This is a genomic window from Phyllobacterium myrsinacearum (assembly GCF_014138285.1).
Taxonomy (GTDB): Bacteria; Pseudomonadota; Alphaproteobacteria; order Rhizobiales; family Rhizobiaceae; genus Phyllobacterium; species Phyllobacterium myrsinacearum_A.
Map to the genome: position 1 here is coordinate 838,439 of NZ_JACGXN010000001.1, position 24,053 is coordinate 862,491.

Consider the following 24,053-nt stretch of genomic DNA (forward strand, 5'->3'; position numbering starts at 1 on the left):
TCCGCAATCCATAGGAACGGCAGTAAATTCCCATGGAGCGGATGCAGATTCATGACAAGCAAAAGACGGGTTGCAGTTCTATTCGGCGGTCGCTCGGCGGAGCACGAAGTCTCCCTGCTTTCCGCCAGCAATGTTGTCGCGGCAATCGATACGTCAAAGTACGACGTGGTTCCTATTGCCATCACCCGCACGGGACAATGGCTGCTGGTTGAACTCGAAGTTGGCGGACTGCCAAAGGCCGTTCCGGCCACCGGTCCCGAAATCAGTCTGTTGCCCGGTGGAAAAGGCCGACTTCTCGTTATTCCGGCGAGCGGCGCTCCATATGAATTACCACGGGTCGATGTTGTCTTTCCTGTGCTGCACGGACTTTATGGTGAAGACGGTTCTGTGCAAGGATTGGCCGAAGTTGCTGATGTGGCCTATGTCGGCTGTGGTGTCCTCGGTTCCGCGACCGCAATGGACAAAGATATTGCCAAGCGCCTGCTCAAAGAAGCGGGCCTCTCGGTCGCACGCGGCGTGACGATCCAGTTTGGAGAGACAGCCAGATTCAACGATATTGTCAGCAATCTTGGCACGCCGGTCTTTGTCAAACCTGCCCGGCAGGGCTCGTCCGTCGGTGTAGGCAAGGCCGACACCGCTGAAACCTTCGATGCCGCCATCAAGGAGGCGTTCAAGCATGACCGCAAGGTCATCGTCGAGGAGTTTGTGCAGGCCCGCGAGATCGAATTCGGCGTGCTCGAACACAGTGACGGTTCTCTGACCGTTTCAGTCCCTGGTGAAATCGCTCCGGCGGCCAGTCATGGTTTTTATACGTATGAAGCCAAATATATCGACGCCGATGGTGCGGCATTGTCCATTCCAGCCAACCTTCCGGCACCCGTCAAAGAGCAGTTGCAGGAGATGGCAGGCCGGGCATTTCGTGCCTTGGGCTGTGAGGGTATGGCACGGGTCGACTTCTTTCTACGGCCCGACATGAGTGCGGTTGTGAACGAGGTCAACACCATACCAGGCTTCACCAATATCAGCATGTACCCGAAAACGCTCGGAGCCAGCGGCATCCCCTATCCTGAACTGGTCGACAGGCTCATCCAGCACGCCCTGCATCGCGCCGAACGCCAGTCGATCTAGTTGGCGAACTGCAGTCGCGCCCGCCGCGGCAGGATTGCGAGAAGCGACAAGCCGCGCAGCCCAAGGAAAAGATGGAGCGCAAGCCAAAGCCCGTGATTGCCCATGAATTGCGGCAGTATGAAATAAGCAGCGAAATAGCCGAGCAGCGACAAGATCATCATGTTTCGCATGTCGCGCGACCAGGTGGCACCGATAAACACACCGTCCATGTGAAACGCCAGCAGGCCAGTGACGGGCGCGAGCGCTGCCCATGGCATATAGAGTGCTGCCATCGCCTGCACATCCGCAGATTTGATGAGTATGGCCACGATGGCATTGCCGTAGGCGAGAAAGAAAAGTGCCATCAGCGAGGCCAGGACCAAACCCCACAGGAATGAAAGCTTGATACCGCGATCGAAAGCCGGGCGATAATGCGCACCCACGGCACGGCCGGAAATCTGTTCGGCAGCGGTGGTTACACCGTCGATGAGGTAGCCCGAAATCAGCAGAAAATTCATCAGCACGGCATTCGTCGCCAATGTCACAGCACCTGCTTCGGTTCCGGCACGGGTGAAATAGGCATAGGCGATCAGCAGGAAAAACGAGCGTAGCATGATATCGCGATTGACCGCGAACATCCGGCGGATGGCATGCATATCAAGAATGCGCGCACGTGAAGGATTAGGCACCGCTCGAAACTGCCAGTAGACCATGCCCAAGCCGACAAGGAGTGCAACGCTTTCGCCAAGGACCGTTCCCCAGGCAATGCCCGCAACGCCCCAGCCAAGAACCAGCCCCAGCCAGTAGGTCATGACCACATTGACGCCGTTCAGCAGAAACTGCAGATAAAGCCCCTGCATGGCTTTCCCCTGCCCGAGCAGCAGGCCAAGAACAACAAAATTTCCCAGCGCCATCGGAGAAGAAAAAAGCCGGATCGACACATAGGTTGACATTGCATCGGCGACCGCCTGATCCGGATTCATGAAACGGACCGTTGCGGTCAGAACCAGCGGTGTTGCTGCAATAAAAACAAAGCCAACAAGCACCGCAATGCCGATTGCCCGCCAGAACACGGCCTGCTGCTCGACATTGTCATGGCGTCCCATGGCCTGCGCCACCAATCCGGTTGTTCCTGCCCGCAGGAAGTTCATGGTGGAGAACAGAAAATCAAAGACCAGAGCCCCGATTGCCAGCCCGCCCAACAGATGCGGATCACCGAGCTGGCCAATGACAGCTGTATCAACAAGGCCAAGCAAGGGTGTCGTGAGCGACGCCAGCATCACCGGAATCGTAATCGCCAGCATCAACCGGTTGGTCACCTCGAACGGGCGAACGATCTTGGATCCGTCAGGATTGGACACTTGCATCGACATAAGGACACCGGGAAAGACGCCAGAGGGGCTGTCGATATCCTATGCCATTGTGCGCGGCGCTTTTCCAGAACTATCGGCCAGTTTCGGCCGAAAGATCAACTGGCAAGGACAAGCGCCCAATACCGTTGGCTGCTGCCACTGGCAGCTTCTGAGTAGGCAAGTCCATACCGGGTGAATTTCTGATCAAGCATGTTGCGGCGATGCGGCGGCGACGCCATCCACATGGCAAAGAGCTTGTCCAGTTCCATGCGCCCCACAGCGATGTTCTCTGCGGCTATCCCGTGGATCTCGTTGTTTCTGACACGGGTGGCAAAATCCCGGCCCCAACCGGTTGTGTGTGACATCCGGCCGGCACTGGCCATATAGCCCGCCTGCTGCAACGCAGCGCTTTCCAGAACAGAGTCGGCTGTCAAACCAGCCAATCCGTTGGAAGATCGTATATTCTGCACAATCGATGTGGCTGAGGCCGACACACCGGCACTTTTTCCGGGTGTGCGTGTCACCGTCTGGCAGGCTGCCAGCGGCACCAGCGCCGAGGCAGTGGCAAAACCAAGAAAGCTGCGGCGTGACAAAAGAAATTTATGATCGGACATAGGCAATTCCTGAATGAGACGCACTGCCGATACGCAGCAATTGTGGCTCATTCAGGCCAACGAGGTGTTTTTGCGCCTAGCGCCGATAGCTGAGCAGCCGCAAAATGATGAAGCAGGGGACAACCACGATGGCACCAAGCAGGAAGTAATCGGCAAAACGTTCAATGGCGCCAAAACCGAGATTCCAGATACGACGGGCAAAATTCTCGAAGCCGTACAAAATATCGAGAGGCGACCAGTTGAATGCACTCATGACCACGCCAACAAAAAGCGAAATCAGAATGAGCTTGAGCAAAACGCGAGCCGGCGTGTCTCCCAGAAAACGGTTCATATTATCTGACATCGATACTCCGATAGTAATGGCGGCAATTGCCGTGTTCCCTTGACATATGGCGATTAGCGATCTGGTTCAAGCCTTGAGAGTGCCCCCGTTCGATGACAGTAGAGCGTGAGATTCAGAGAACGTCATTTCAAGAAACACGCGATCGGGTCACCCGTCACTTCATTGCAAAAGTGCGGTTGCACACGCAGAACATTCTGCCATTCATCGACCGGTTTTATGATTAAGCTCTTGTTTACTGTGAGATGGCAGCCTGTTAGCGCTGAGCTGAGAAGGTCAGCGAAACAGTCCGGCCTGCCTTCGTATTGAGTATCTGGCGGGCCGGATTACACCTTCCGGGGAAACGCAAATGGCTTTGACCGCGAGTGACCTGATCTACATCTTTCTGGCAACTACCGCATTGCTAGGTGTCTGTCTGTTCCTGACAAATTAAAGCTTAGCCGCAAATCTGCAAATCCTTGCCGGGTCGATACGGTGATGTCAGCCGCGCCGAGCGGCCTTGATCGCGGCGACGTCGATTTTCTTCATATCCATCATCGCATCAAACGCGCGTTTTGCCTCATCGCCGCCGGCAGCCATCGCCTCGGTCAGCACGCGCGGTGTGATTTGCCAGGACACACCCCATTTGTCCTTACACCAACCGCACGCACTTTCCTGACCGCCATTACCGACGATGGCGTCCCAGTAGCGATCGGTCTCTTCCTGATCGTCAGTGGCGATCTGGAACGAGAAGGCTTCGTTGTGCTTGAACACAGGTCCGCCATTGAGGCCGAGACAGGGGATTCCGGCAACTGTGAATTCGACCGTCAGAACGTCGCCTGTCTTGCCAGACGGGTAGTCGCTGGGAGCGCGATGCACCGCACTCACCGAGCTGTTAGGAAAAGTCTCAGCGTAGAAACGGGCCGCAGTCTCGGCGTCCTTGTCGTACCACAGGCAGATTGTGTTCTTGGCAATTGCCATTTCTCGTCCCTCCCTTTTGAAGTCAGTTCCAGTTTTCTATCGTCATCCTCTATCTTTCGAGGTCGGTAGCCAAGCGCATTGCTCTCTCCCAGCAGGGACCGTTTCGCCCTGGCCGTTGCCATAGGCAACCAACTTATCTTAGCGTTGCTGCACGTTTTGGTCAAAAGCGGACGTAACCCCATTAATAGATCCATGCTCTCGCAACAGACCAACCTGATCGAATTACCGAACATCCAGATCGCATGCAGTACTCAATTCAGTTGAGCTGAATGCCGACCAGCGGATGTACGAAATCGCATTGGGAGCTGAAGCAACAACACAAGGTATTCCCCCCGGAAACTTGAACGCATTGCCAAAAGCCACGCTCCTGCCACCGGTTGCATCCTGCGAAATACGAATGAATCCCGTGCGCCCGGGCACGACATTCAGCGGATTATCCAGATTCGTTACCGGGAGAGTCAGATGCAGCGAATAGTTCTTGCCCGTCGAGAAATTTAGGACAACGTGTAGGTCATCGTTCAGGGTGACCGGAGCATCTGCGGCATTTACAGAAGGTGGCTGCACAAGCCGGTTTGCCGTTCCTTCCCACATATCAGCTGCCGACGCGGCAACAGTCGGAATTCTCAGCCAATCACCACTGTAGATATTCAAATTCCTGTTCGTTGCGTCAAACGTGAAGGGAGCCATTCCGGAAATCGCGGGAGGAGTTCCTGTGGGCTTTCCGGCAATTGATCCCATGTAGGGAAATCCTGCAACAGATGCGGGCGTAAGGGTCTGTTGGCCCAGATAAACGTTACCTCCCGATGGATTGAGCGCAAGCGGCTGCGGGGCAACATGAGCCTGGATGGACTGTACTACGCTTATGTTGTTCACAGGATCCCAGCCAAAGGCGAGACGTTTCGCAGGTATGGCGGTATCGGAAACAAAAAGGCTGCCATTGTTGGCAACGTCACCAAAGCCAGCAGATTGCCAGCTCGCATTTTGTCCTGTGGATTTCACATTCGTCAGGCCGCCAAAGGCGAAGCTATAGGGCGAGAGGGAATCTATCATCGGATCGCCGAACGAATGCGTTAATGCTTCCTTGTGATTGATCTGCAATCCAGTCACCGCAGGATCAATGTTGAAAGCCGTGGGCCCTTTTTCTCCTGATGCCTTGTTCATATTAATAATGCCGGTGACGTTGTGGGGTCCACCCGTAGTTTCAATGGCATACGACCATGTCGGTGGGGCATTCTGCTGCGCTCGTGTGTTGGTTGCCCCCTCAATCACCAAATTGTTCATCCGCAGATTGGAGATTGGCAACGGTTGGCAATTTCGCCGATGCTCATCGCACGTGACCTCATCATTACGGATTCTTACCGCCGCATAGCCACCCGCTAGAGCCTTTGAAGGGGACTCACATTCGACATTGTTCCAGTTGGATGATGTTGCACCAATGATGAGACACTGACGACCTGCCCCACGGACAGTTATGTTGTTCCATGATGTCTGCGACGCGGAGGCACCTGCCAAAACACCAAATGTGTCCGGTGAAATGATATTGATATTGTTAAACATGCCTCCGGCCGATCCGTTGTAAAAACCGAAACCGCTTGCGGGCACTGCAGCCGTGTGAGCAGGATCGCGACGGGCAAAATAACCCCAGGCATTGGTCCAGTTAACACCTGCGCCCGCATTGAGATCATTGCCAAAATTGGCAAAGGACTGCCTGTCAATCACATTGCTGATGTTGACGTATGAACCTGACCCATTGTCTACTCCAAAACCATTGTGGCCCGGAATAGGCTGGTTCGCTGCTGCAATTCCATTGCCGCAATATTCTGTGTAGATATTGTTCAGGTTAACGTTGCGCGGGCTTCCAAAAATTGGTTTTTTGCCATCCGCAGTTATCTTGCCGATGCCAATACAATTGTTGAAGGCTCGCCTGACTTTCAGATTATAACCCGTAAAATTGTTGCCTTCGATTACGAAAGCCACCTCGCCCCACGGCGTCATCGGCGAAGTCACAACACCACCGTAATACACGGAATCAAGATAGTTATCGTTTACGGAATTGCCGTCAAAAGCCAAATCATGAACAGTGACATTATCGGCCAGAACGTCGATGGTCGGCGCATAGTTTGTACCAAAAGGTGCATTCCATTTGATCAGAGTGCCCGCCGTCCCCTGACCTTCAATCTCTATTGGACTGGTAATCTGCAAGGTACTGCTTGCAGTATTGAGGCAGAAAGTTCCCGCCGGAATTACCAGTTTTTTCCCAGCGGCTGCAGCAATCGCTGCTCTCAGCGGGCCTGTGGCATCTGTCGCGCAATTGTCACTCACCAGACCAAAATCGGCAGCATTGATGATCTGACTGAGCTTGCTGTTTACCGTCAAGGCGACAGCTCCGGTACCCGGGGCGATGTAGTAGATGGCATCATTGGATGGGGTATCCGTCGTGCCAACAGCAGCGGGAAGCGGTTTTCCACTGTCCGAAGGCAAAACTTCGGTTGTATTGCCAGCAATAGGCGCGTTTCCTATCGTCGATGTTGAAGGCCCCATATCAGGCCTGGATTGCGCAAATGCCGAAGCTGGAACCAGAAAGAGCAGATTGAGCCAAAAGAACATTCTCATGGAAGATCTCCAAACAATTTGCTCACCAACATCAGCAATCACTCCAATCAGTGATAGGCGGTTGGCTAGATAAGGTCAGTTCTGAGATTGTCCCAATCTGTATAACTCAGCATTGCCGACAGCAGTAATATTCCCGCATCATATCCAATGTGAGAATAACAATTAAGTATATTTACACCTACGCGTCTTCTCAACATTGACTCTAGGCTTCTTACCTTGGACTTCCTTTGTTATCGCGAGATCAGTACCAAAGGATATCGATGGCCCTTCGCCGTGCTCCGCGCGTCAATGTCCCTCCTAACGTCGTCAGGGTTCGGGAGTTTCGAAACTCGAAACTCCCGCACGACGATCAAAAACGAGGCTTGGACCATACGGAAAAGATAATGCAAAAAAGATTGGGGGCTTGTAGGAACTTGATTACTCAGTTCGTCCTACGATTAACTCATTGCAGATAGTTAGGGAGAGCATCGGATGTCTACAGACGAAACTGTGAAAGGCCCTGCTTCGTACTTTCCATCCATCGAGAAAAAATATGCCAAACCCATTGATTATTGGCTGGCTACTTTGGGCAGTTTAAAAGACCAGAAACATATGGAGATGGTTGCCTTCCTTAAAACACAACACAATATGGGTCATGGACACGCCAACGCTTTGGTCGCTTATTTTCGAGCCCGGAATGAAAGCTGATTTCACCATCCCTTGGGGCTTTCGGGATTGCAAACGCCGGGCCTCGCGCAGGCTCACGCACTTCAGGAAAATTCATGTTTGATCATGTCAAATTCGGGGTCGTCGACTATGCGGCGAGCAAAGCGTTCTATCTCAAGGCACTGGAACCACTTGGCGTAGCTGTTGTCGCTGAGGGCTTGCCGACATATGGTGTCGAGCTTAGCCCAAAGGGTAAAGCTTCCTTGTGCCTGTATCAAACCGAGGAGAGGCCGGCACATCTTCACTTGGCGTTCACAGCTGAGAATCGCCAGCAAGTCGAAGCATTCTATCACGCGGCCCTGGAGGCGGGTGGTAAAGACAATGGTGCGCCTGGTCTGCGTCCGCGCTACCACGCGAACTACTATGCAGCTTTCGTCATTGATCCGGACGGGCACAACATCGAAGTGGTTTGTCACGAACCTGGTGCCTGACCTTTTCGCCGGCGCCACCCGCAGGTCAGCGTCCCATCATCCCAAAGAAAAGGGGCATTATGCGTAACCAATCCTACTTTGCAGGAACCGGGTAGTCGGCGTCACCGTCGTTGCATTTCAGATAGGCCTTAAGCGCCACCTGTCGGACTTTGGTCAAGTTTAACTTGCAAGAAAAATAGATGACAGGGGCACGCGACGTGCCATGAGGCGAGAACTGAAAAACATGCATTCGTCGTCACCAAATTCTGCCCGCGACTTTTGCGCAGCATTAGAGCGCAGTATTCTGTGCGCGCGCGTGATTGAACTTGTTCATGCTATTATCCTTGGCCCGGGATCATTCCAGTCATTCACGCGTTGATGAGATGGGGAATATTCGAACCGAAGGGAGAAACATCATGCACGCAGCAAATCTGCAAATTGAAGGGCTTTGTTTAGCCATTGCATCGATCAACCGTCTGCTGGTCTCTAAAGGTATCATCTCTCAAGAAGAACTGGATGTTGCGTTCGACAAGGCAGAAGCAACCGCCCGAAGCGACAACAGGTTCACAGAAAACATGTCTCCGTCCAATCGGGATGCCGTGTGTTTTCCAATCAGAGTTCTGCAAATTGCCAATGATACAGGCGCCGAAACGCCCTGGTCTTTCTCGGAACTTGCAAAACTGGTTGGGGAATCGAAAGAACCCTACAACGACCAGCTTTAGATCACCAAAGCGCTGCAAACGCACATACGCATGAACATGTAGCAGGGAATGACGCCGACGGCGATGCAACACCTGCCCCTGTCGATGCTTATCGGCTGAATATGTGGAAGGCCAACTCAACTCCTGACCGCGCGTAAAACGAACCGCCGAGATTGAGTTCTATTGGCATAATTGGACGGCAAATCAGCTAAGCAGCGTGCAGCTAAGAACGGTTTTGCAAACGGTATTCACCGCATTCTAAACGAGGTTGCATATGCTGATCATCATGAGTGGGCTGCCGGGAACCGGAAAATCCACTATCGCGCGTGAACTTGCTCGACGCTTGAATGGGATGTTTTTGCGCGCTGACACGATCGCACAGGCTCTCATTTCAGCCGACGTTATGAAGGACGATGACAACCCAACGGCCTACATCGTTGGATACGCTGTTGCAGAGGAAAACCTGCGGACAGGAGCGACCGTCGTTGCCGACTACGTCAACGGCATGGAGCTCACCCGTCAAGCCTGGCGAGATGTGGCAGCACGCACCAACGTCCCTTTTCACGCGATTGAGGTCATATGTTCGGACATGGCCGAGCACAGACGCCGCGTCGAAACTCGGGTTTCAGATATTGCCGGCTTGGTACTACCTACCTGGAAACAGGTCGTCGATCGACCTTATGAAAAGTGGGATGCAGGAACAATCACCGTTGATACTTCCATTACGGGTTTGGAAGACGCCATTGCCGGTCTGCTAATTCAACTCAGTAAACGCCGCGCTGACCGTTGAATGGCTCGCCTGGAAGCGTTCAACCTCCGCAAGATTTACCCAATGATGTTTAGAGCGCTCGAATATTGACAGGGTTGGCGCCGGGAAGTTTGGATCGGCCAATGCACCAACGCCTACGCCAATTATTGCGGGTGCAGCATCGGGCTTCCAATAGAGTGTCGAACCACAGGCCGGGCAAAAATACATGCGTACATTGCGGCCACTGTCGGCAACGCGAATGTACTCCCTTGCGGCTCCGAAAACTTCGACGGCATCAGTTGCATAGAACGCGTTGACGCTGAATGAAGTACCAGTTCGCCGCTGGCAGGCTAGACAATGACACGCGGCAACCAATTTTGCTGGCTCTCGCATCTTAAGCCTCAGTGAACCGCATACGCATTGGGCATCGGACATGGAAAATCCTCCATCTTTCTCGGTGAAACAACTTTTGGAATGTTGGGGTGAGGCGCAGTTTTGACCGTTGTCACGGACTGGCAGCGCTTGGGACGTGACCCTGTCAAGGATCAGTATGCGCAACGCCAAAAATGATACAGTGCACGGAAGCTGTCAACCGCGCAGCAATTCATGACATTCTGCATCGATCATGAACAGGTCGGGGTTGAAAAGGCTTCTGGAGCGGGTGAAGGGAATCGAACCCTCGTATGCAGCTTGGGAAGCTGCCGTTCTACCATTGAACTACACCCGCCTATCCAAGAGGCGTGCCGGACAACCAAAATCAAAAGCAGACTGAACCGATAGTCAACCAGTTTCGCTGATCACGCCGGAAACTGTCTGTATATCAGCGGCTCCGGCGCATCCGCCCGGCAACAGCAGCAATGCCAAGCCCGACCCAACCCAACACTGCTATCAACAGAACAGGCGCGGCCGGTATCATCAGCCACCCCAGAACGCCCATCGTGTAGAGCATATCCCCAATGTCGATGCCACCCACAAGACACGGATGGACGCTGCCTTCATCCACCGCGCATCCGAGCGGTGTGGCGATGGCGTAAGTCGCCAGCACTGAAAACAGCGGCAGCAGGGCAATGATGGTGACGATCGTCAGGACGATGACAACGATGCGCCGTTTGGGCCGGGATTCCTGAGGCATTGCGAATGTCCAAATCCAATGGAAAAATTCGTGGTGCCGCTCAACCTCTGCCGAATGACGGTTTTGTCAACCAGTGGTCGTTTATGATCGAAAATGTTTGGAAAGCTTCAGGCCCTGCGCCTGATAGTTCGAGCCAAGATCCGTGCCGTAAAGGGCACTGGGCCGCTCCAGCATATGTTCATAGATCAGACGGCCCACGATCTGGCCGTGCTCCAGAATAAATGGGACCTCATGGCTGCGCACTTCAAGCACGGCACGGCTGCCGGTGCCACCCGCTGCGGTATGGCCAAAACCCGGATCGAAGAACCCGGCGTAGTGAACACGAAACTCACCCACCAGCGGATCAAACGGCGTCATCTCAGCTGCATAAAGCGGAGGAACATGTACGGCCTCGCGGGAAACGAGAATGTAGAATTCGTCCGGATCAAGCACCAGCTCACGGGCGCCACGATCATGGATTGGCTCCCAGAAATCGAAGAGATCATGGGCACCCCGTTTGTCCACGTCCACAACGCCGGTGTGATGTTTGCCGCGATAGCCGACCAGACCATTCTTGTCGCCCGTAAGGTCAATGGACAACGCGATACCGCCGCCCGAAATGTTCGGCGTATCCGATGCCACGAGCGTATCGCTTCCATGCAATGCGGTCAGTTCAGTCTCATTGAGTTGTGCCCGTCCGGTGCGGAAGCGTATCTGTGAAAGCCGCGATCCGGCGCGCGCAACAATCGGGAAGGTGCGCGGGCTCACTTCGAGATAAAGCGGCCCGGTATACCCTGCCGGAACTTTGTCGAATTCCTGTGCGCCATCCACAATAACGCGGGTGAAAATATCAAGACGGCCTGTGGAGCTCTTGGGGTTGGCCGATGCCGAAACGCCTGATGGCAAGGCGAGGCTCTCAAGCAGAGGAACGATATAGACACAGCCGGTTTCCAGAACGGCACCCTGACTGAGGTCGATCTCGTGCAGCTTGAGCTTCTCCAGTTTGTGAATGACGGGAGTGCCGGGTCCCGGCATAAAACTTGCGCGCACACGATAGGCTTTTGCACCAAGCCGCAAATCCAGACTCGCCGGCTGAATCTGATCGGCATCAAAATCCCGCTCTGTCTTCAGTGCACCGGCCTGATACAATGCCCTGATGCCACTATCCGCCAGAATGCCCGCTTCACGTATACTCATGTCGACCGCCGAAACCTCACACAATTTCACAAAAGCTTTAGCGCCTCACCCGATTGACGCAAGCCGCCAAGAGGATTAAAGCACTTTTATCCCGTGGTGATTTGGCCGGCCGGCTTGCAGCCACGTTAAATAATTTGCTAAAAGAGGCCCGGTCTCGTCCGGCCTTTTTGCGATTCCCGCAAGGCCGGTTTTTTATTGGCCAGATTCTGGCAGATTGAGAAGACGATGACCACAACCCGTAAGCTGCGCCCTGCGACACAACTCGTTCATGCCGGAACCTTGCGCTCCGGATTCGGTGAAACATCGGAAGCCCTGTTCCTCACCCAAGGCTTTGTCTACGACACGGCCGAAGCTGCTGAATCCCGCTTCAAGGGCGAAGAGCCCGGCTTTATCTATTCGCGCTACGCCAACCCGACCACGGATATGTTCGAAAAGCGCATGTGTGCCCTTGAGGGCGCGGAAGATGCGCGCGCAACCGCTTCGGGCATGGCTGCCGTTGCCGCTTCCATCCTGTGTCAGGTCAAGGCCGGAGACCACGTCCTGGCCGCCAAAGCGCTGTTCGGCTCGTGCCGTTATATTATCGAGACCCTCCTGCCGAAATATGGTGTTGATTTTACCCTGATCGATGGTTCGAAAGCCGAGAACTGGGAAAAGGCCATCCGTCCCAACACCAAGGCACTCTTTCTCGAGAGCCCAACCAATCCGACGCTTGAGATCGTTGATATTGCTGCGGTGGCAAAGATTGCCAACTCGGTCGGCGCCAAGCTGATCGTTGACAATGTGTTTGCGACGCCTCTGTTTCAGAAGCCACTCGAACTCGGCGCCCATATTGTCGTTTACTCGGCAACCAAGCACATTGAAGGTCAGGGGCGGTGCCTAGGCGGCGTTATCCTTTCCGACAAGAAGTGGATCGATGAGAACCTGCATGAATATTTCCGTCATACCGGTCCGGGCCTCAGCCCATTCAATTCCTGGATCATGTTGAAGGGGCTAGAAACCTTGCCCGTGCGCGTGCGCCAGCAGACAGAAAGTGCGGCAAAGATTGCCGATTTCCTCGCCGATCATCCGGCAATTTCAAAAGTAATATACCCAGGACGCGCCGATCATCCGCAGGCTGATATCATTGCCAAGCAGATGACGGGCGGCTCAACTCTCGTTGCGTTCGAACTGAAGGGCGGCAAGAAAGCGGCCTTTGATTTTGAAAATAGCCTGGAAGTGGTGCGGATTTCCAACAATCTCGGGGATTCGAAGAGTCTGATCACTCATCCGGCGACAACCACCCATAAAAACCTTACAGATGAAGCGCGCGCGGAACTGGGCATTTCGGATGGGCTGTTGCGCCTGTCCGTCGGCCTTGAAGATGCCGATGATCTGATCGAGGATTTTGACGCTGCCCTCAAGGCAGCCAAGTAGGGCATTACCGATGCCGCACTGAAACCAATTTCAGTGCGGTTTTGGTATATTTAAGTATAAATTTTGCAACAATATTGAATATTCACATTAAATTTAACCAACTTTATGTATTGCGGCGGTTGACGCGACGGCTCTGACCCGCAATATCAGCGATGAAACAAGGTTTATCATGTATCGCGCTGTTACCCGTAACATTGAAGTTGTTGTAGAACCATTCTATCTGGAGGAGCAGTCCAACCCGGATGAGAATCGATATGTCTGGGGATACCGGATTACGATTGCCAATGAATCCGACGGGACCGTTCAGCTCCGTGCACGCTACTGGAAGATTACTGACGGCAACGGCCAGATCGAGGAAATCCGCGGACCGGGCGTGATTGGCGAGCAACCGGTGCTTAACCCGGGAGACTCATTCCAATATTCGTCGGGTTGCCCTTTGACAACCACATCCGGTGTCATGGTCGGGCGTTACTCCATGGAAACCGAGGCCGGAAAATTGTTCGATATTGAAATCCCCGCTTTTTCGCTTGATTTGCCAGACCAATTGCGGACATTGAATTAAGCGCGACCGAACGGTCTCATTTTGCACCGCGCAGCGTTTCAAGCGTCACTTTGATCACATGCATGAGTACACCACCTGATGACCAGCCAAACTGAAATACCTTATGTGAAGGCGCTCGCCTGTTCTGTCGTCACTTTTGCCATCGGTGTTGGCGCACTTTTTATGGGCTATGTTCTGCCAAGCATCCAGGCAGGAAAGGCGGGTATACCGGAATTGCTGGCGCTCGCGCTTGTCCCCGGTCTCGTTGTCGGGCTATTTGCCAAACGGTCGGCAAAACCATGGCCGCTATGGCTGATCATCAGTGCGTTTCTCGTGCTGCTGATCGCCGTTACGATTGCCCACGAGGCACTCGTTTCCTGGCGGATGGCCAACGGTATGCTGCAATAGAACCTGCCGGCACGGGGTGATTTCAGAGACATCGCCAGTTGATCAGGCCTTCTTGACGAACTCAGTTCGCAGCACCAGGCCCTTGACCTGCTTGGTGTTGCACTCGACTTCACCCTCGCGGCCATTGAGACGAATGTTCCTGACCAGTGTGCCGCGCTTGATGGTTTCGGATGTTCCCTTGACCTTGAGATCCTTGATCAAAGTGACTGAATCGCCATCCTGAAGTTCATTTCCGTTGCTGTCACGCACTTCCATAAGGGCAATCCTTGTGAGGAGTCATCAGTTTTTTGGCAGGAATTCCGCGGGATCAAACTCGTAATGAGTCGAGCAGAATTCGCACGTCACACTGATCTTGCCATCTTCAATGCTGTCGGTGATCTCTTCGGCGGTAAACCCTGAAAGCACACCCGCAATCTTGTCCCGTGAGCAAGAGCAGTCGTCATTGACCGGGACAGCGTCAAACACGCGCACGCCCCGTTCATGAAACAGACGATAAAGCAGTCTCTCGGCTCCTACTTGCGGATCAGTCAGTTCCGAACTTTCAATGGTGGCAACCAGAGCCTTTACTTCAGCCCAGTCATCATCCTCTTCAATGTCGTCTTCATCCTCATCGGCATCCGGAGCATCCCCGGCCGGCAGGTCACGCTGACGGATACGCAATTCGGATTCCGGAAGGAACTGCACGATCAAACCACCGGCGCGCCATTGCTCGACGGGTTTGCCGTCTTCGCCACGTTCAATGAGCTTTGCTACCGAAAGGCGCAGATCCGTCGGTATCTGTTCTGACTGCCGAAAATAGGTCTTGGCAATTTCCTCCAGATTGGAGCCATCAAGCGCTACGATACCCTGATAACGCTGCGTATATTCTCCCTGATCGACGGTCAACGCCAGCGTTCCAGTGCCCATCAGCTGTTCCGGCGAGAGCTGGTTTTCAGCAATCGCCTCCGCCAGACGATCCTCGTCATAGCGGGCATAGGCCCGCACGGAGTTCGGGGTACGGAAGTCGACGACAAGCATATCGACCGGCCCGTCGGACTGTGATTGGAAAATGAACTTGCCATCGAATTTCAATGACGTCCCCAAAAGAACAGTCAGGACAATCGCTTCTGCCAAAAGCTTCGCGACGGGTTCTGGATAGTCATGTCGGCTGAGAATATCATCGAGCGTTGCACCCAACTGCACGGCGCGACCGCGAGCAGCAAGCGTCTCGACCTGGAACGGGACAACGGCATCATCCCCGGCGAAGACATATTCGTCGGAGCGCTTGGTAATATCAGGCATATCAGACACTCGGGCGACCTCCTTCGAGACACCAGGCTAGAATAGCTTTTTGTGCATGCAACCGGTTTTCGGCTTCATCGAAGACTACTGAATGCGGTCCGTCAATAACTGAATCCGTTACTTCTTCACCGCGATGAGCCGGAAGGCAGTGCATGAACAACGCATCCGGATGCGCGTGCTTTATCAGGGCATCATTGACCTGATAGGGCATGAATACATTGTGACCGCGCGCGCGGCCCTCCTGTCCCATCGAAACCCACGTATCGGTGACGATACAATCGACGCCTTCAACTGCCGCAATCGGGTCGGATGTCAGCTTGACATTGCCACCGGCGTTCCTGGCCCAAGCAAGATATTTGCTCTCGGGCTCACTACCGTCAGGTGTGGCAATATTGAGATTAAAATCAAAGCGTGCAGCCGCCTCCACAAGCGAATGCAGAACGTTGTTGCCATCGCCAGTCCACGCAAATGTTTTGCCCTTGACCGGACCACGATGTTCTTCGAAGGTCATGATATCGGCCATGATCTGGCACGGATGCGTGTCATCGGTCAGCGCATTAATGACAGGTACGGTGGCGTTCTCAGCCATTTCGATCAGCCGGTCGTGGGTGGTCGTGCGCATCATGATGATATCGACATAACGCGAGAGCACCTTCGCCGTGTCAGCAATGGTCTCGCTGCGGCCAAGCTGCATTTCGGAACCCGTAAGCATGATGGTTTCGCCACCGAGCTGGCGCATGCCGACATCGAAGGAAACGCGGGTACGCGTCGAGGGCTTGTCGAAAATCATCGCAAGCACCTTGCCGGCGAAAGGCTTTTCGATATTGCCTGCCTTGAGGCGGTTCTTGCGGGCGCGCGCATCGTCGAGAATTGACCGCAATACATTAGAAGAAAGCGCCGAAATATCCGTGAAGTGACGGAGGTCCTGCTTGATTGTCATGACAGTTCCTTACGCGCTCTTCTGCCGGGCTGTGACCGAAAGACGTTCGGCTGCCGCTTCAATTTTCGAAAGAGCCTCGCGCGCTTCTTCTTCCGTCACGACCAGAGGCGGAAGCAACCGCACGACATTATCGCCCGCACCCACGGTCAACAGATGCTCGTCGCGCATCGCCTGTACAAGTGCTGTGTTAGGAACGACACTCTTGATACCTATCAACAGGCCACGGCCGCGCACCTCCGCAATCACTTCGGGATAGCGGTCGGAGATCGACGCAAGGCCCTGCTTCATGAACAGTGCAATCTGCTGAACGTGTTCGAAGAAGCCATCGGCAAGGATAATGTCCAGCACCGCATTGCCCACAGCCATGGCGAGCGGATTGCCGCCATAGGTTGTGCCATGCACGCCTGCCGTCATGCCTTTGGCTGCTTCGGCTGTTGCCAGGCAAGCGCCCAGCGGGAAGCCGCCGCCAATACCCTTGGCAACTGCCATGATATCAGGCGTGATCCCTGACCATTCATACGCAAAAAACTTGCCCGTGCGTCCAACGCCCGACTGAACCTCGTCGAGGATCAGCAGCAGACCGTTCTCGTCGCAAATCTTGCGCAGACGGCGCAGATCTTCATCCTCTACCGGCCGTACGCCGCCCTCACCCTGAATTGGTTCGATCAGGATGGCAGCAGTCTGTGGGCCGATGGCGGCCTTCAACGCTTTTTCATCACCAAAGGGCACCTGATCAAAACCAGACACTTTTGGTCCGAAACCTTCGAGGTATTTCTCCTGACCACCGGCAGCGATTGTTGCCAGCGTCCGGCCATGGAAGGCACCTTCAAACGTAATGATATGGAACCGTTCCGGCTGGCCATTCACATAGTGATAGCGGCGGGCGGTCTTGATCGCACATTCCAGCGCCTCCGCACCGGAATTGGTGAAGAAGACCTTGTCGGCAAAGGTATTGTCGACAAGACGCTGGCCAAGGCGTTTCTGCCCTGGAATTTCATAAATATTGGACAGGTGCCAAAGCTTGTCGGCCTGGGCCTTCAGGGTCTCGACGAGATGCGGATGCGAGTAGCCCAGCGAATTGACGGCAATGCCGGCAGCGAAGTCGAGATAGCGTTCACCACTCTCGGTTACCAGCCACACGCCCTCTCCTCGCTCAAAGCGCAGATCCGCACGAGCAAAAGTGTCGTATAGCGGTTGCGCGTTTGCGTCCGTCATGTCGTTTCGGGCCTCCAATACCCTGTTTTAATCTGCTGTTTGCTAAGAAGAAACCGGCAGCGATGAAATCAAAAAGCCGCCCACAAGGGCGGCCTGACACTGGTAATATCATCATTCGAATTGCAATTGTCAAATGAACACTTCAAAAACAGACCGAGATATTACCCTTTGAACCAAGCGGTCTTTCCTCAAGTTTTTCAGAACTATAGCCGTACCGTCATACAAAAAGCGACATGACCTCCAAGAAATGTCATTTATGTCCCGTTTCCACGCGCAAGTTGGGGAAAACCCAAAAAAGCATAGCTGCATCCCACGCCCGACTCTTGTCACAGAGTCATCGCATATTGTAGCTTGAGAAACGGAATAGCTAGATTTCGTGCGGCGGACCTCGTCACCTGGATAGATATAGTATCTGCGATCTGGAGCAATCCAGATGTGAGGGAAGGATTCAGCCTAGAGTCCGCACAATACGGAGCCAAGGAACATGAACTGGACAGATGAGCGCGTAGAACAGCTGAAAAAGCTTTGGGCCGAAGGCCTGAGCGCAAGCCAGATCGCAGCACAGCTGGGTGGCGTCAGCCGCAATGCGGTCATCGGGAAGGTGCACCGCCTGAAATTGTCAGGTCGTGGTAAGACAACCTCGACCCAGACGCGCAGCAAGAAAGTCAATACAACCGCTTCGAGCGGACATCGTAGCGGCGTGGCAACCTCCGTGCAGATGACAAGCCGGGTGGTGACAAAGAGTGTCGGTGCAACCGCATTGCAGCAGGAATATTTTGCTGATGCCGTGACACAGACGGTCATGAAGCCTTCCACCGATGTCGTTGTGCCGATTTCACGCCGGCTTGAACTGGTGCAGCTCAGCGAGCGTACCTGCAAGTGGCCCATGGGTGACCCGTTGCAGCCTGATTTCCACTTCTGTGGAAATGATGTCGGCGAAGGCGGTCCCTATTGCACGTATCATTCCCGGCTGGCCTATCAGCCAGCCTCCGATCGCCGACGCGTTCGGTAACTAGAATACACTTTTGGAAAAAGGCGCCCTCAGGCGCCTTTTTTGTTTGGCCTCATATTCGGGTCTTCTGCGAGCCGAAGGCAACCGTGAAGGATGATCCTTCCCCGACGCGCGAGCGGACCACGAGGCGTGCACGGTGGCGCGTCAGAATGTGCTTGACGATTGCGAGACCAAGACCCGTGCCCTTCTGGGCGCGGCTTGTCTCGATGTTAACGCGGTAAAATCGCTCGGTCAGTCGCGGTATGTGTTCTTCGGGTATGCCAGGACCAAAATCCTGAACAGTGGCCTTGATGCCCTCGCCATTGTTCTTGAGTTCCACAATGACCTTCTTGCCTGACTGGCCGTATTTACATGCGTTTTCCAGCAAGTTCTGAAAGACCTGTGTCAGTTCATCCCGGTCACCGAGAACCATGACCGGACCGGGATCGATGTTCCGTTCAATCTCTATGTCCAGATCAGCAGCAAGCGGGCGGAGCGAATCCACCACGTGATTGAGAACTGTTGTCAGGTCTACCTGATCCTTGACGACGATGTGTGCTTTCATCTCGATGCGTGACAGAGACAGCAGATCGTCAATCAGCCGTGCCATGCGTTCAGCCTGTTTGTGCATAATCTCAAGGAAATTGTCGCGCGCGACGGCGTCGTTGCGTGCAGGACCGCGCAGCGTTTCAATGAAGCCGCTGAGTGAGGCCAGCGGTGTACGCAGTTCGTGGCTGGCATTGGCAATGAAATCCGACCGCATCCGTTCGAGCCGATGGGCTTCTGTCAGATCGCGGAACGACAACAGGTACTGCCGGTCGGGGCCGCCTTGATCAAGGCGCAAGACTGTGGCGCGATACCAGCGTTCAACCGGAACACGCTCGGAATAGTCGATCGACCCGGCCTGCGCATCTGCCATGACGGACTGAACCAAGGTCTGCATCTCCGGTGCACGAAAATGCAGGAGCAATGTCCCCCCACGCGCCAATGGACCGAACGCGGCGTTGGCAGCCGGATTCACATAAAGAATTGTGCCTTCGTGATCGAAGATAATCAGCGGATCAGGCAATTGCGCTGCGAGCTGCTGACCGGACAAGCGAAAGATCGCCGGATCGCTTATTGGCTGAACAGCGTTGCCATCGTCCATGCGCGGAATACTCGCGGACAGTGCGACAACGCCCAGCAGAAGAAGCATCAGAATAACAAAACTCAGCCACCAGGAAGCGCCGGAATTAAGCACAAGCGCAGTGAGAAAGGCCGCGGCGCCCAGAACGTAGCGCGCCCGGATGATCCGCTGGAGCGCTCTCTGCCGCAAACTGCGACCCTCCTGACCCGAACCCAATATGCTCATGCGTTCAACTCCCTGCCCTGCCATGCTTGTCATCGACACTGGACGCCACAACGCTGTCCCAATAACATGGCTTCATGTCAATTGAGGGAGGCTGTATTGGCCAAGAATTCGAAAAAGAAATCCGACCAGCCGCAGGTTGGTAAGACAACGCTTAAACTCAAGATTGATGGCAAGAAGCGCAGCTTCAATATTGATGACCCCAAATTGCCGGACTGGATTGACGACGGTGCCCTTGCATCGGGTGATTTTCCCTATACCGAGAAAATGGACAAGGACGAATACGCGAAGACCCTTGAACAGTTGCAGATTGAACTGGTCAAAATGCAGAGCTGGCTCCAGGAAACAGGCGGCCGTGTCGTGTCTGTTTTCGAGGGTCGCGATGCCGCCGGCAAGGGCGGTACCATCTTCACATTACGCCAGTACATGAACCCACGTAATGCACGCAACGTTGCCCTGCCCAAACCCAGTGAAACGGAAAGCGGGCAATGGTATTACCAGCGCTATGTCTCGCATTTTCCGACAAAGGGCGAATTCGTCACATTTGACCGCTCCTGGTACAATCGCGGCGGTGTCGAACCTGTCATGGGTTTCTGCACACCGGAGCAGCATGAGTCCTTTCTGGAGGAAACACCGGGCTTCGAGCGGATGATCGTCGCCGATGGCATTTTCTTCTTCAAATTCTGGCTCAACATCGGCCAGATCATGCAGTTGAAGCGCTTCCATGATCGGCGCCACAGCCCGTTGAAAAACTGGAAATTCTCACCGATGGACATTGCCGGCGCGGAAAAATGGGATGGTTACACCAAGGCACGGGATGAGATGATGGCCCGAACCCATACGGCCCATGCGCCATGGACCGTGGTCCGTTCCAATGACAAACGCCGCGCACGGATAGCCGTTATTCGTCGGGTTTTGTTGAGCTTGCCCTACAAGGATCGCGACATCGAAGTGATCGGCAATGAGGATGCCCTGATCATCGGTTCTGGCCCGGGTTTTCTTGAATAGACCGGGATGGCCGATGGGGTGTTTTCTCCCATAGAAAAGGCAGCCTGTTGAGCTGCCGCAAGGCGCGCCATGCCGCCAGGGACATGAGCAGCCAATAGAGCGGTATCCAAGGCAAGATCCTGCCGGGCATCGTCGTGCCCGCCATGGCGCGCAGCCCCAGCCTGTGGAATGACAGATACCCCATCACGATATTGATAAGATCGAGAAGAAGGATATCCCGGCGCACAACAACGACTCCATTTCCAGAAAGCCAACAGAAGGCGGAAGAGAGGATAAAAAGCAGCGTGAAGGGATAAAGCAGCGAAGAAACAATCATTCCTACCGCCAGAAGATGGTAGACAAGGAAACGCAGGAGACCCAGCTGCCTGAGAAGAGTTACCGGCTGTCGCATCTGCACCAGCCACGTCTGTATCCAGCCTTTGAACCAACGCGTTCGCTGACGGTACCACACGTCGACTTCAGTTGGCGCGTCTTCGATGGTCGGCCGTGTGATCATACCCGTCCGATACCCTAGACGGGCCAAACGGGTTCCGAGCTCCGCGTCTTCCGTAACGTTGTGCGGGTCCCAGCCTCCGAGGGCAGTCAGGCAATCGTAGCGAAAGTGATTGGAACTGCCGCCAAGCGGCAATACGAACCCGCGATGTGCAAGCCAGGGCAGAAAACTCTGGAAGTGGGCCGCATATTCAAAGGCGAACATGCGAGCGACCAGACTTTCATGGGCATTGGCAATCTTCAGCGGAGCCTGGAGGCATCCAAGCTTTTCATCGGCTGATTGAAAGCTTTGAAAGGCTTCAAGCAACTGGTCAGGATGAGGACGATCCTCGGCATCGTAAACAACGACAAAGGCCCCTTTTGACAATAAAAGTCCATAATTGAGTGCTTTTGGCTTCGTTCGCGGGGCACATTCCGATATTGGAACAATGTCGAATGATGGAGGCAGGTCCAGGCGTTTCAGGGCATTCAGTGTCGCCTCGTCATCTCCTTCACAGAGGAAGAGGACCTGAAGCTTTGACCGTGGCCAATTCAATGCCGACATGGCTTTGACGAGTTGCGGAACAATGTCCGCTTCCTGATACAACGCAATCATCACCGTGTAAGTTGGAAGCTCTGCTGGGCTTATTTCCAGCAAAGGCGGCGGATCATCGCCGCTCAAATTTTTACAAGCCACCAATCGCAGCACAACACAGGCAAGAAAGAACAGGGAGAGAAAGATGTGCAACCCATTCCAGCTCACGTGCTGCCTCTCAAAAGCGCCCAACAAAAAACAGGTTGCCAATACGCCGATCAGGACGCCTTGCTGACCGGTCAGGACAGTTTTCGCAGAGTATTCGTGATGGGCGTCTTCAATCATTCTTGCCGCTTTATCAGCGAGCAGTTTCTGGTGCCCTGCCCTGAGAAGATCACGCACACCCGGAGGCGTGGTCACTCTCAAGCGGATTACCAGGTTTTTACTGCTTGGTAGACCGCGTCTAATATCGGCAATATCGCCGATCGTCGGCGCGATATAAATCAGCGCATTGTTGTCACGGTTGAGTGTCGTCGCGATGCGTGCGTGCGGAAGAACGGCGACATCAGAACCTGATCGCAGAAAAATGCCTGTGGTCCGCGGTGCATGTTCAAAAGTCACGCCGGCAACATCGGCAATGCACTGTCCTATCAGCGCATCTTCACCACACGCGTTGGCATAGAGTTCGTCAATGAAAGACGTCCTGTTGATGATTGAATCCGCGAAAGCGCTCACTATCAGGATTTTCGCCAATCCAGCACGATGGAGGCGCGCCGCCAAAAGCACTTCGAGGTCACGATGAAGCATCTTCCCTCTACTTGGAGTCTAATATTTGCGTGTTGTGAATGTCTGAAGTAGATTCTTTCAGCAGAGGATGCGTCAAAATCATGGAATCAACTCACAATTCAAAATTGAAAATGAAATGTCGAACAATTTATAGTGTTGTAAGGAACGAATATTATTCTTAATCCCATTTGTACCCGTAGCAATTCTTCATAAGTCGAAGAGCGACCCCTGATCCAGCCTGCCACTCCGTGGGGAGGTGGACGACGACCATCGAACCTGTCATGTCAGAACCAGCCATGCTAATCTTCAGGCAAATCACACGGGCTTCTGAGATCGAATGCATTTCCGGACAATCGCTTTTTACACCGCAAGTTTCCTTATGGCAGGACTGTCTCAAGTCGGCGCAGCATCGGATTTTCCGCATTATTGGGATGGACGGGAGCATGTTGCCAAGCCGAACCTCTCTACGGTCGAGCGCATCCGGTTTGTAACCACGGTGGACTACCCTCCGTTCAACTTCATTGACGCAAGCGGACGGATTTCCGGTTTCAACATTGATCTTGTGCGGGCCATCTGCAACGAACTGAATGTAACCGCGATTTGCCAGATCGAAGCACGGCCGTGGAACGAGCTCCAGCAGACCGTGGAAAATGGCGAAGCCGAAGCCATTATCGCGGGATTGAAGCCCACCACCGAACTGCGCGAAAAGTTTGCGTTCACTGCACCCTATATGCGGCTGCCTGCCCGGTTCGTCACTTTAAAAGAAACGACACTCGAGGAGCCTCTGGCGGATAAGCTCGACAAGAAAGTGGTTGGCGTTTTGGCCGGGTCCGTGCACCAGGCGATTTTCGCCGATTACTTTCCGAAAGACAGATGGGTCGGCTACCCCACACGCGAGTTGATGCTGAAGGATTTACGGGACAAGAAGATCGATGCGGTGTTCGGCGACGGCTCCGACCTGTCGTTCTGGATTGGCAGTCCGGAAGCGCAAAATTGCTGCACATTTTCCGGTGGACCTTATATTGCGCCGCAGTTTCTGGGCGACGGTATGATGATTGCCACGACCACGAAGAATACCGATCTCGTCGATGCCTTCAATTTTGCATTGAAATCCATGGAGGAAAAAGGCACGACCTCCGAACTCTATCTACGGTACTTCCCCGTCGATTTTTATTGAAACTGCACAGCAAAAGCCTTGTGTGACGCCGTGGCAATTGACGCGGCGGAGCTGCCGCCATAGTGTCCGCGCGCTTCACCA

General features: G+C 54.0%; 25 protein-coding genes, 1 tRNA gene and 1 riboswitch. Of the genes, 11 read left to right on the plus strand and 15 right to left on the minus strand.

The features are described from left to right. Positions 1-51: 51 nt before the first annotated feature. Positions 52-1,128: a D-alanine--D-alanine ligase family protein gene (locus FHW16_RS04220; RefSeq protein WP_182547880.1), complete on the plus strand. Its 1,077-nt coding sequence runs from the start codon at positions 52-54 to the stop codon at positions 1,126-1,128. Here FHW16_RS04220 and FHW16_RS04225 read toward each other — a convergent pair. From FHW16_RS04225 to FHW16_RS04245, 5 genes are all read right to left on the minus strand, one after another. Then, positions 1,125-2,474: an MATE family efflux transporter gene (locus tag FHW16_RS04225; RefSeq protein WP_432652006.1), complete on the minus strand. Its 1,350-nt coding sequence runs from the start codon at positions 2,472-2,474 to the stop codon at positions 1,125-1,127. The two genes, FHW16_RS04220 and FHW16_RS04225, sit on opposite strands and share 4 nt — an antisense overlap. 101 nt (positions 2,475-2,575) lie before the next feature. Beyond that, positions 2,576-3,073 carry a CAP domain-containing protein gene (locus FHW16_RS04230; RefSeq protein WP_182547882.1) on the minus strand — a complete coding sequence of 166 codons (498 nt, stop codon included), beginning with the start codon at positions 3,071-3,073 and terminating at the stop codon, positions 2,576-2,578. A 76-nt stretch (positions 3,074-3,149) separates the two neighbouring features. Next, a complete protein-coding gene (locus FHW16_RS04235; protein WP_182547883.1) occupies positions 3,150-3,416 on the minus strand; it encodes a DUF6460 domain-containing protein in 267 nt (88 codons plus the stop codon). Positions 3,417-3,893: 477 nt separating this feature from the next. Beyond that, on the minus strand, positions 3,894-4,367 hold the full coding sequence (locus tag FHW16_RS04240) for a VOC family protein (protein WP_182548916.1): 474 nt from the start codon (positions 4,365-4,367) through the stop codon (positions 3,894-3,896). A gap of 228 nt (positions 4,368-4,595) precedes the next feature. Beyond that, positions 4,596-6,986, minus strand: a complete 2,391-nt coding sequence (locus FHW16_RS04245) for a hypothetical protein (RefSeq protein ID WP_182547884.1) — start codon at positions 6,984-6,986, stop codon at positions 4,596-4,598. Positions 6,987-7,457: 471 nt separating this feature from the next. On the opposite strand from FHW16_RS04245, the gene FHW16_RS04250 reads away from it, so the two are divergent. From FHW16_RS04250 to FHW16_RS04265, 4 genes are all read left to right on the plus strand, one after another. After that, positions 7,458-7,673, plus strand: coding sequence for a DUF4287 domain-containing protein (locus tag FHW16_RS04250; RefSeq protein WP_182547885.1), 216 nt, complete (start codon positions 7,458-7,460; stop codon positions 7,671-7,673). Positions 7,674-7,747: 74 nt separating this feature from the next. Then, positions 7,748-8,122 (plus strand): VOC family protein, encoded by a 375-nt coding sequence (locus tag FHW16_RS04255; protein WP_182547886.1) that lies wholly within the window; start codon positions 7,748-7,750, stop codon positions 8,120-8,122. Positions 8,123-8,517: 395 nt separating this feature from the next. After that, positions 8,518-8,823, plus strand: coding sequence for a hypothetical protein (locus FHW16_RS04260; RefSeq protein ID WP_182547887.1), 306 nt, complete (start codon positions 8,518-8,520; stop codon positions 8,821-8,823). 253 nt (positions 8,824-9,076) lie between these two features. Next, the gene (locus tag FHW16_RS04265) at positions 9,077-9,592 is read left to right on the plus strand and encodes an AAA family ATPase (RefSeq protein WP_182547888.1); all 516 of its coding nucleotides are present in this window, start codon (positions 9,077-9,079) and stop codon (positions 9,590-9,592) included. Here FHW16_RS04265 and FHW16_RS04270 read toward each other — a convergent pair. The 4 genes from FHW16_RS04270 to FHW16_RS04285 form a co-directional block, all read right to left on the minus strand. Next, entirely contained in the window at positions 9,557-9,985 is a 429-nt protein-coding gene (locus FHW16_RS04270) for a GFA family protein (RefSeq protein WP_182547889.1), read from the minus strand. The two genes, FHW16_RS04265 and FHW16_RS04270, sit on opposite strands and share 36 nt — an antisense overlap. Before the next feature lie 218 nt (positions 9,986-10,203). Beyond that, positions 10,204-10,277, minus strand: a tRNA-Gly gene (locus FHW16_RS04275). A gap of 93 nt (positions 10,278-10,370) precedes the next feature. Beyond that, entirely contained in the window at positions 10,371-10,682 is a 312-nt protein-coding gene (locus tag FHW16_RS04280) for a hypothetical protein (protein ID WP_182547890.1), read from the minus strand. A gap of 81 nt (positions 10,683-10,763) precedes the next feature. Next, complete coding sequence (locus FHW16_RS04285; protein ID WP_182547891.1) at positions 10,764-11,858, minus strand: 2'-deoxycytidine 5'-triphosphate deaminase; 1,095 nt, start codon at positions 11,856-11,858, stop codon at positions 10,764-10,766. A gap of 83 nt (positions 11,859-11,941) precedes the next feature. Then, positions 11,942-12,021: riboswitch (SAM riboswitch) on the plus strand. 62 nt (positions 12,022-12,083) lie between these two features. On the opposite strand from FHW16_RS04285, the gene FHW16_RS04290 reads away from it, so the two are divergent. The 3 genes from FHW16_RS04290 (at position 12,084) to FHW16_RS04300 (ending at position 14,220) form a co-directional block, all read left to right on the plus strand. Beyond that, positions 12,084-13,271: an O-succinylhomoserine sulfhydrylase gene (locus FHW16_RS04290; RefSeq protein ID WP_182547892.1), complete on the plus strand. Its 1,188-nt coding sequence runs from the start codon at positions 12,084-12,086 to the stop codon at positions 13,269-13,271. A gap of 169 nt (positions 13,272-13,440) precedes the next feature. After that, positions 13,441-13,833, plus strand: coding sequence for a Co2+/Mg2+ efflux protein ApaG (gene apaG, locus FHW16_RS04295; protein ID WP_182547893.1), 393 nt, complete (start codon positions 13,441-13,443; stop codon positions 13,831-13,833). A gap of 78 nt (positions 13,834-13,911) precedes the next feature. After that, positions 13,912-14,220: a hypothetical protein gene (locus tag FHW16_RS04300; protein WP_182547894.1), complete on the plus strand. Its 309-nt coding sequence runs from the start codon at positions 13,912-13,914 to the stop codon at positions 14,218-14,220. A 42-nt stretch (positions 14,221-14,262) separates the two neighbouring features. Here FHW16_RS04300 and FHW16_RS04305 read toward each other — a convergent pair whose 3' ends face one another. Genes FHW16_RS04305 through FHW16_RS04320 form a run of 4 tightly spaced genes read right to left on the minus strand, consistent with a single transcriptional unit; the run spans position 14,263 to position 17,656 of the window. Continuing rightward, positions 14,263-14,475 (minus strand): alkylphosphonate utilization protein, encoded by a 213-nt coding sequence (locus FHW16_RS04305; protein ID WP_182547895.1) that lies wholly within the window; start codon positions 14,473-14,475, stop codon positions 14,263-14,265. Positions 14,476-14,499: 24 nt separating this feature from the next. Then, positions 14,500-15,501 (minus strand): Hsp33 family molecular chaperone, encoded by a 1,002-nt coding sequence (locus FHW16_RS04310; RefSeq protein WP_182548917.1) that lies wholly within the window; start codon positions 15,499-15,501, stop codon positions 14,500-14,502. A 1-nt stretch (position 15,502) separates the two neighbouring features. Continuing rightward, positions 15,503-16,441, minus strand: coding sequence for an ornithine carbamoyltransferase (gene argF / locus FHW16_RS04315; protein WP_182547896.1), 939 nt, complete (start codon positions 16,439-16,441; stop codon positions 15,503-15,505). 9 nt (positions 16,442-16,450) lie between these two features. Next, positions 16,451-17,656, minus strand: a complete 1,206-nt coding sequence (locus FHW16_RS04320) for an aspartate aminotransferase family protein (protein WP_182547897.1) — start codon at positions 17,654-17,656, stop codon at positions 16,451-16,453. Between the two features lie 484 nt (positions 17,657-18,140). Here FHW16_RS04320 and FHW16_RS04325 point away from each other — a divergent pair, with 484 nt between their 5' ends. Beyond that, positions 18,141-18,668, plus strand: a complete 528-nt coding sequence (locus FHW16_RS04325) for a GcrA family cell cycle regulator (protein WP_182547898.1) — start codon at positions 18,141-18,143, stop codon at positions 18,666-18,668. A gap of 52 nt (positions 18,669-18,720) precedes the next feature. Here FHW16_RS04325 and phoR read toward each other — a convergent pair whose 3' ends face one another. Beyond that, complete coding sequence (phoR, locus tag FHW16_RS04330) at positions 18,721-19,998, minus strand: phosphate regulon sensor histidine kinase PhoR (protein WP_182547899.1); 1,278 nt, start codon at positions 19,996-19,998, stop codon at positions 18,721-18,723. A gap of 162 nt (positions 19,999-20,160) precedes the next feature. On the opposite strand from phoR, the gene ppk2 reads away from it, so the two are divergent. Then, positions 20,161-21,003 carry a polyphosphate kinase 2 gene (gene ppk2, locus FHW16_RS04335; protein ID WP_432652007.1) on the plus strand — a complete coding sequence of 281 codons (843 nt, stop codon included), beginning with the start codon at positions 20,161-20,163 and terminating at the stop codon, positions 21,001-21,003. Here ppk2 and FHW16_RS04340 read toward each other — a convergent pair. Beyond that, entirely contained in the window at positions 20,972-22,816 is a 1,845-nt protein-coding gene (locus FHW16_RS04340) for a glycosyltransferase family 2 protein (RefSeq protein WP_182547901.1), read from the minus strand. The genes ppk2 and FHW16_RS04340 overlap by 32 nt on opposite strands. Positions 22,817-23,132: 316 nt before the next feature. Between FHW16_RS04340 and FHW16_RS04345 the strand changes: the two genes are divergently transcribed. After that, complete coding sequence (locus FHW16_RS04345) at positions 23,133-23,972, plus strand: transporter substrate-binding domain-containing protein (RefSeq protein WP_182547902.1); 840 nt, start codon at positions 23,133-23,135, stop codon at positions 23,970-23,972. The last annotated feature ends 81 nt before the right edge of the window (positions 23,973-24,053 follow it).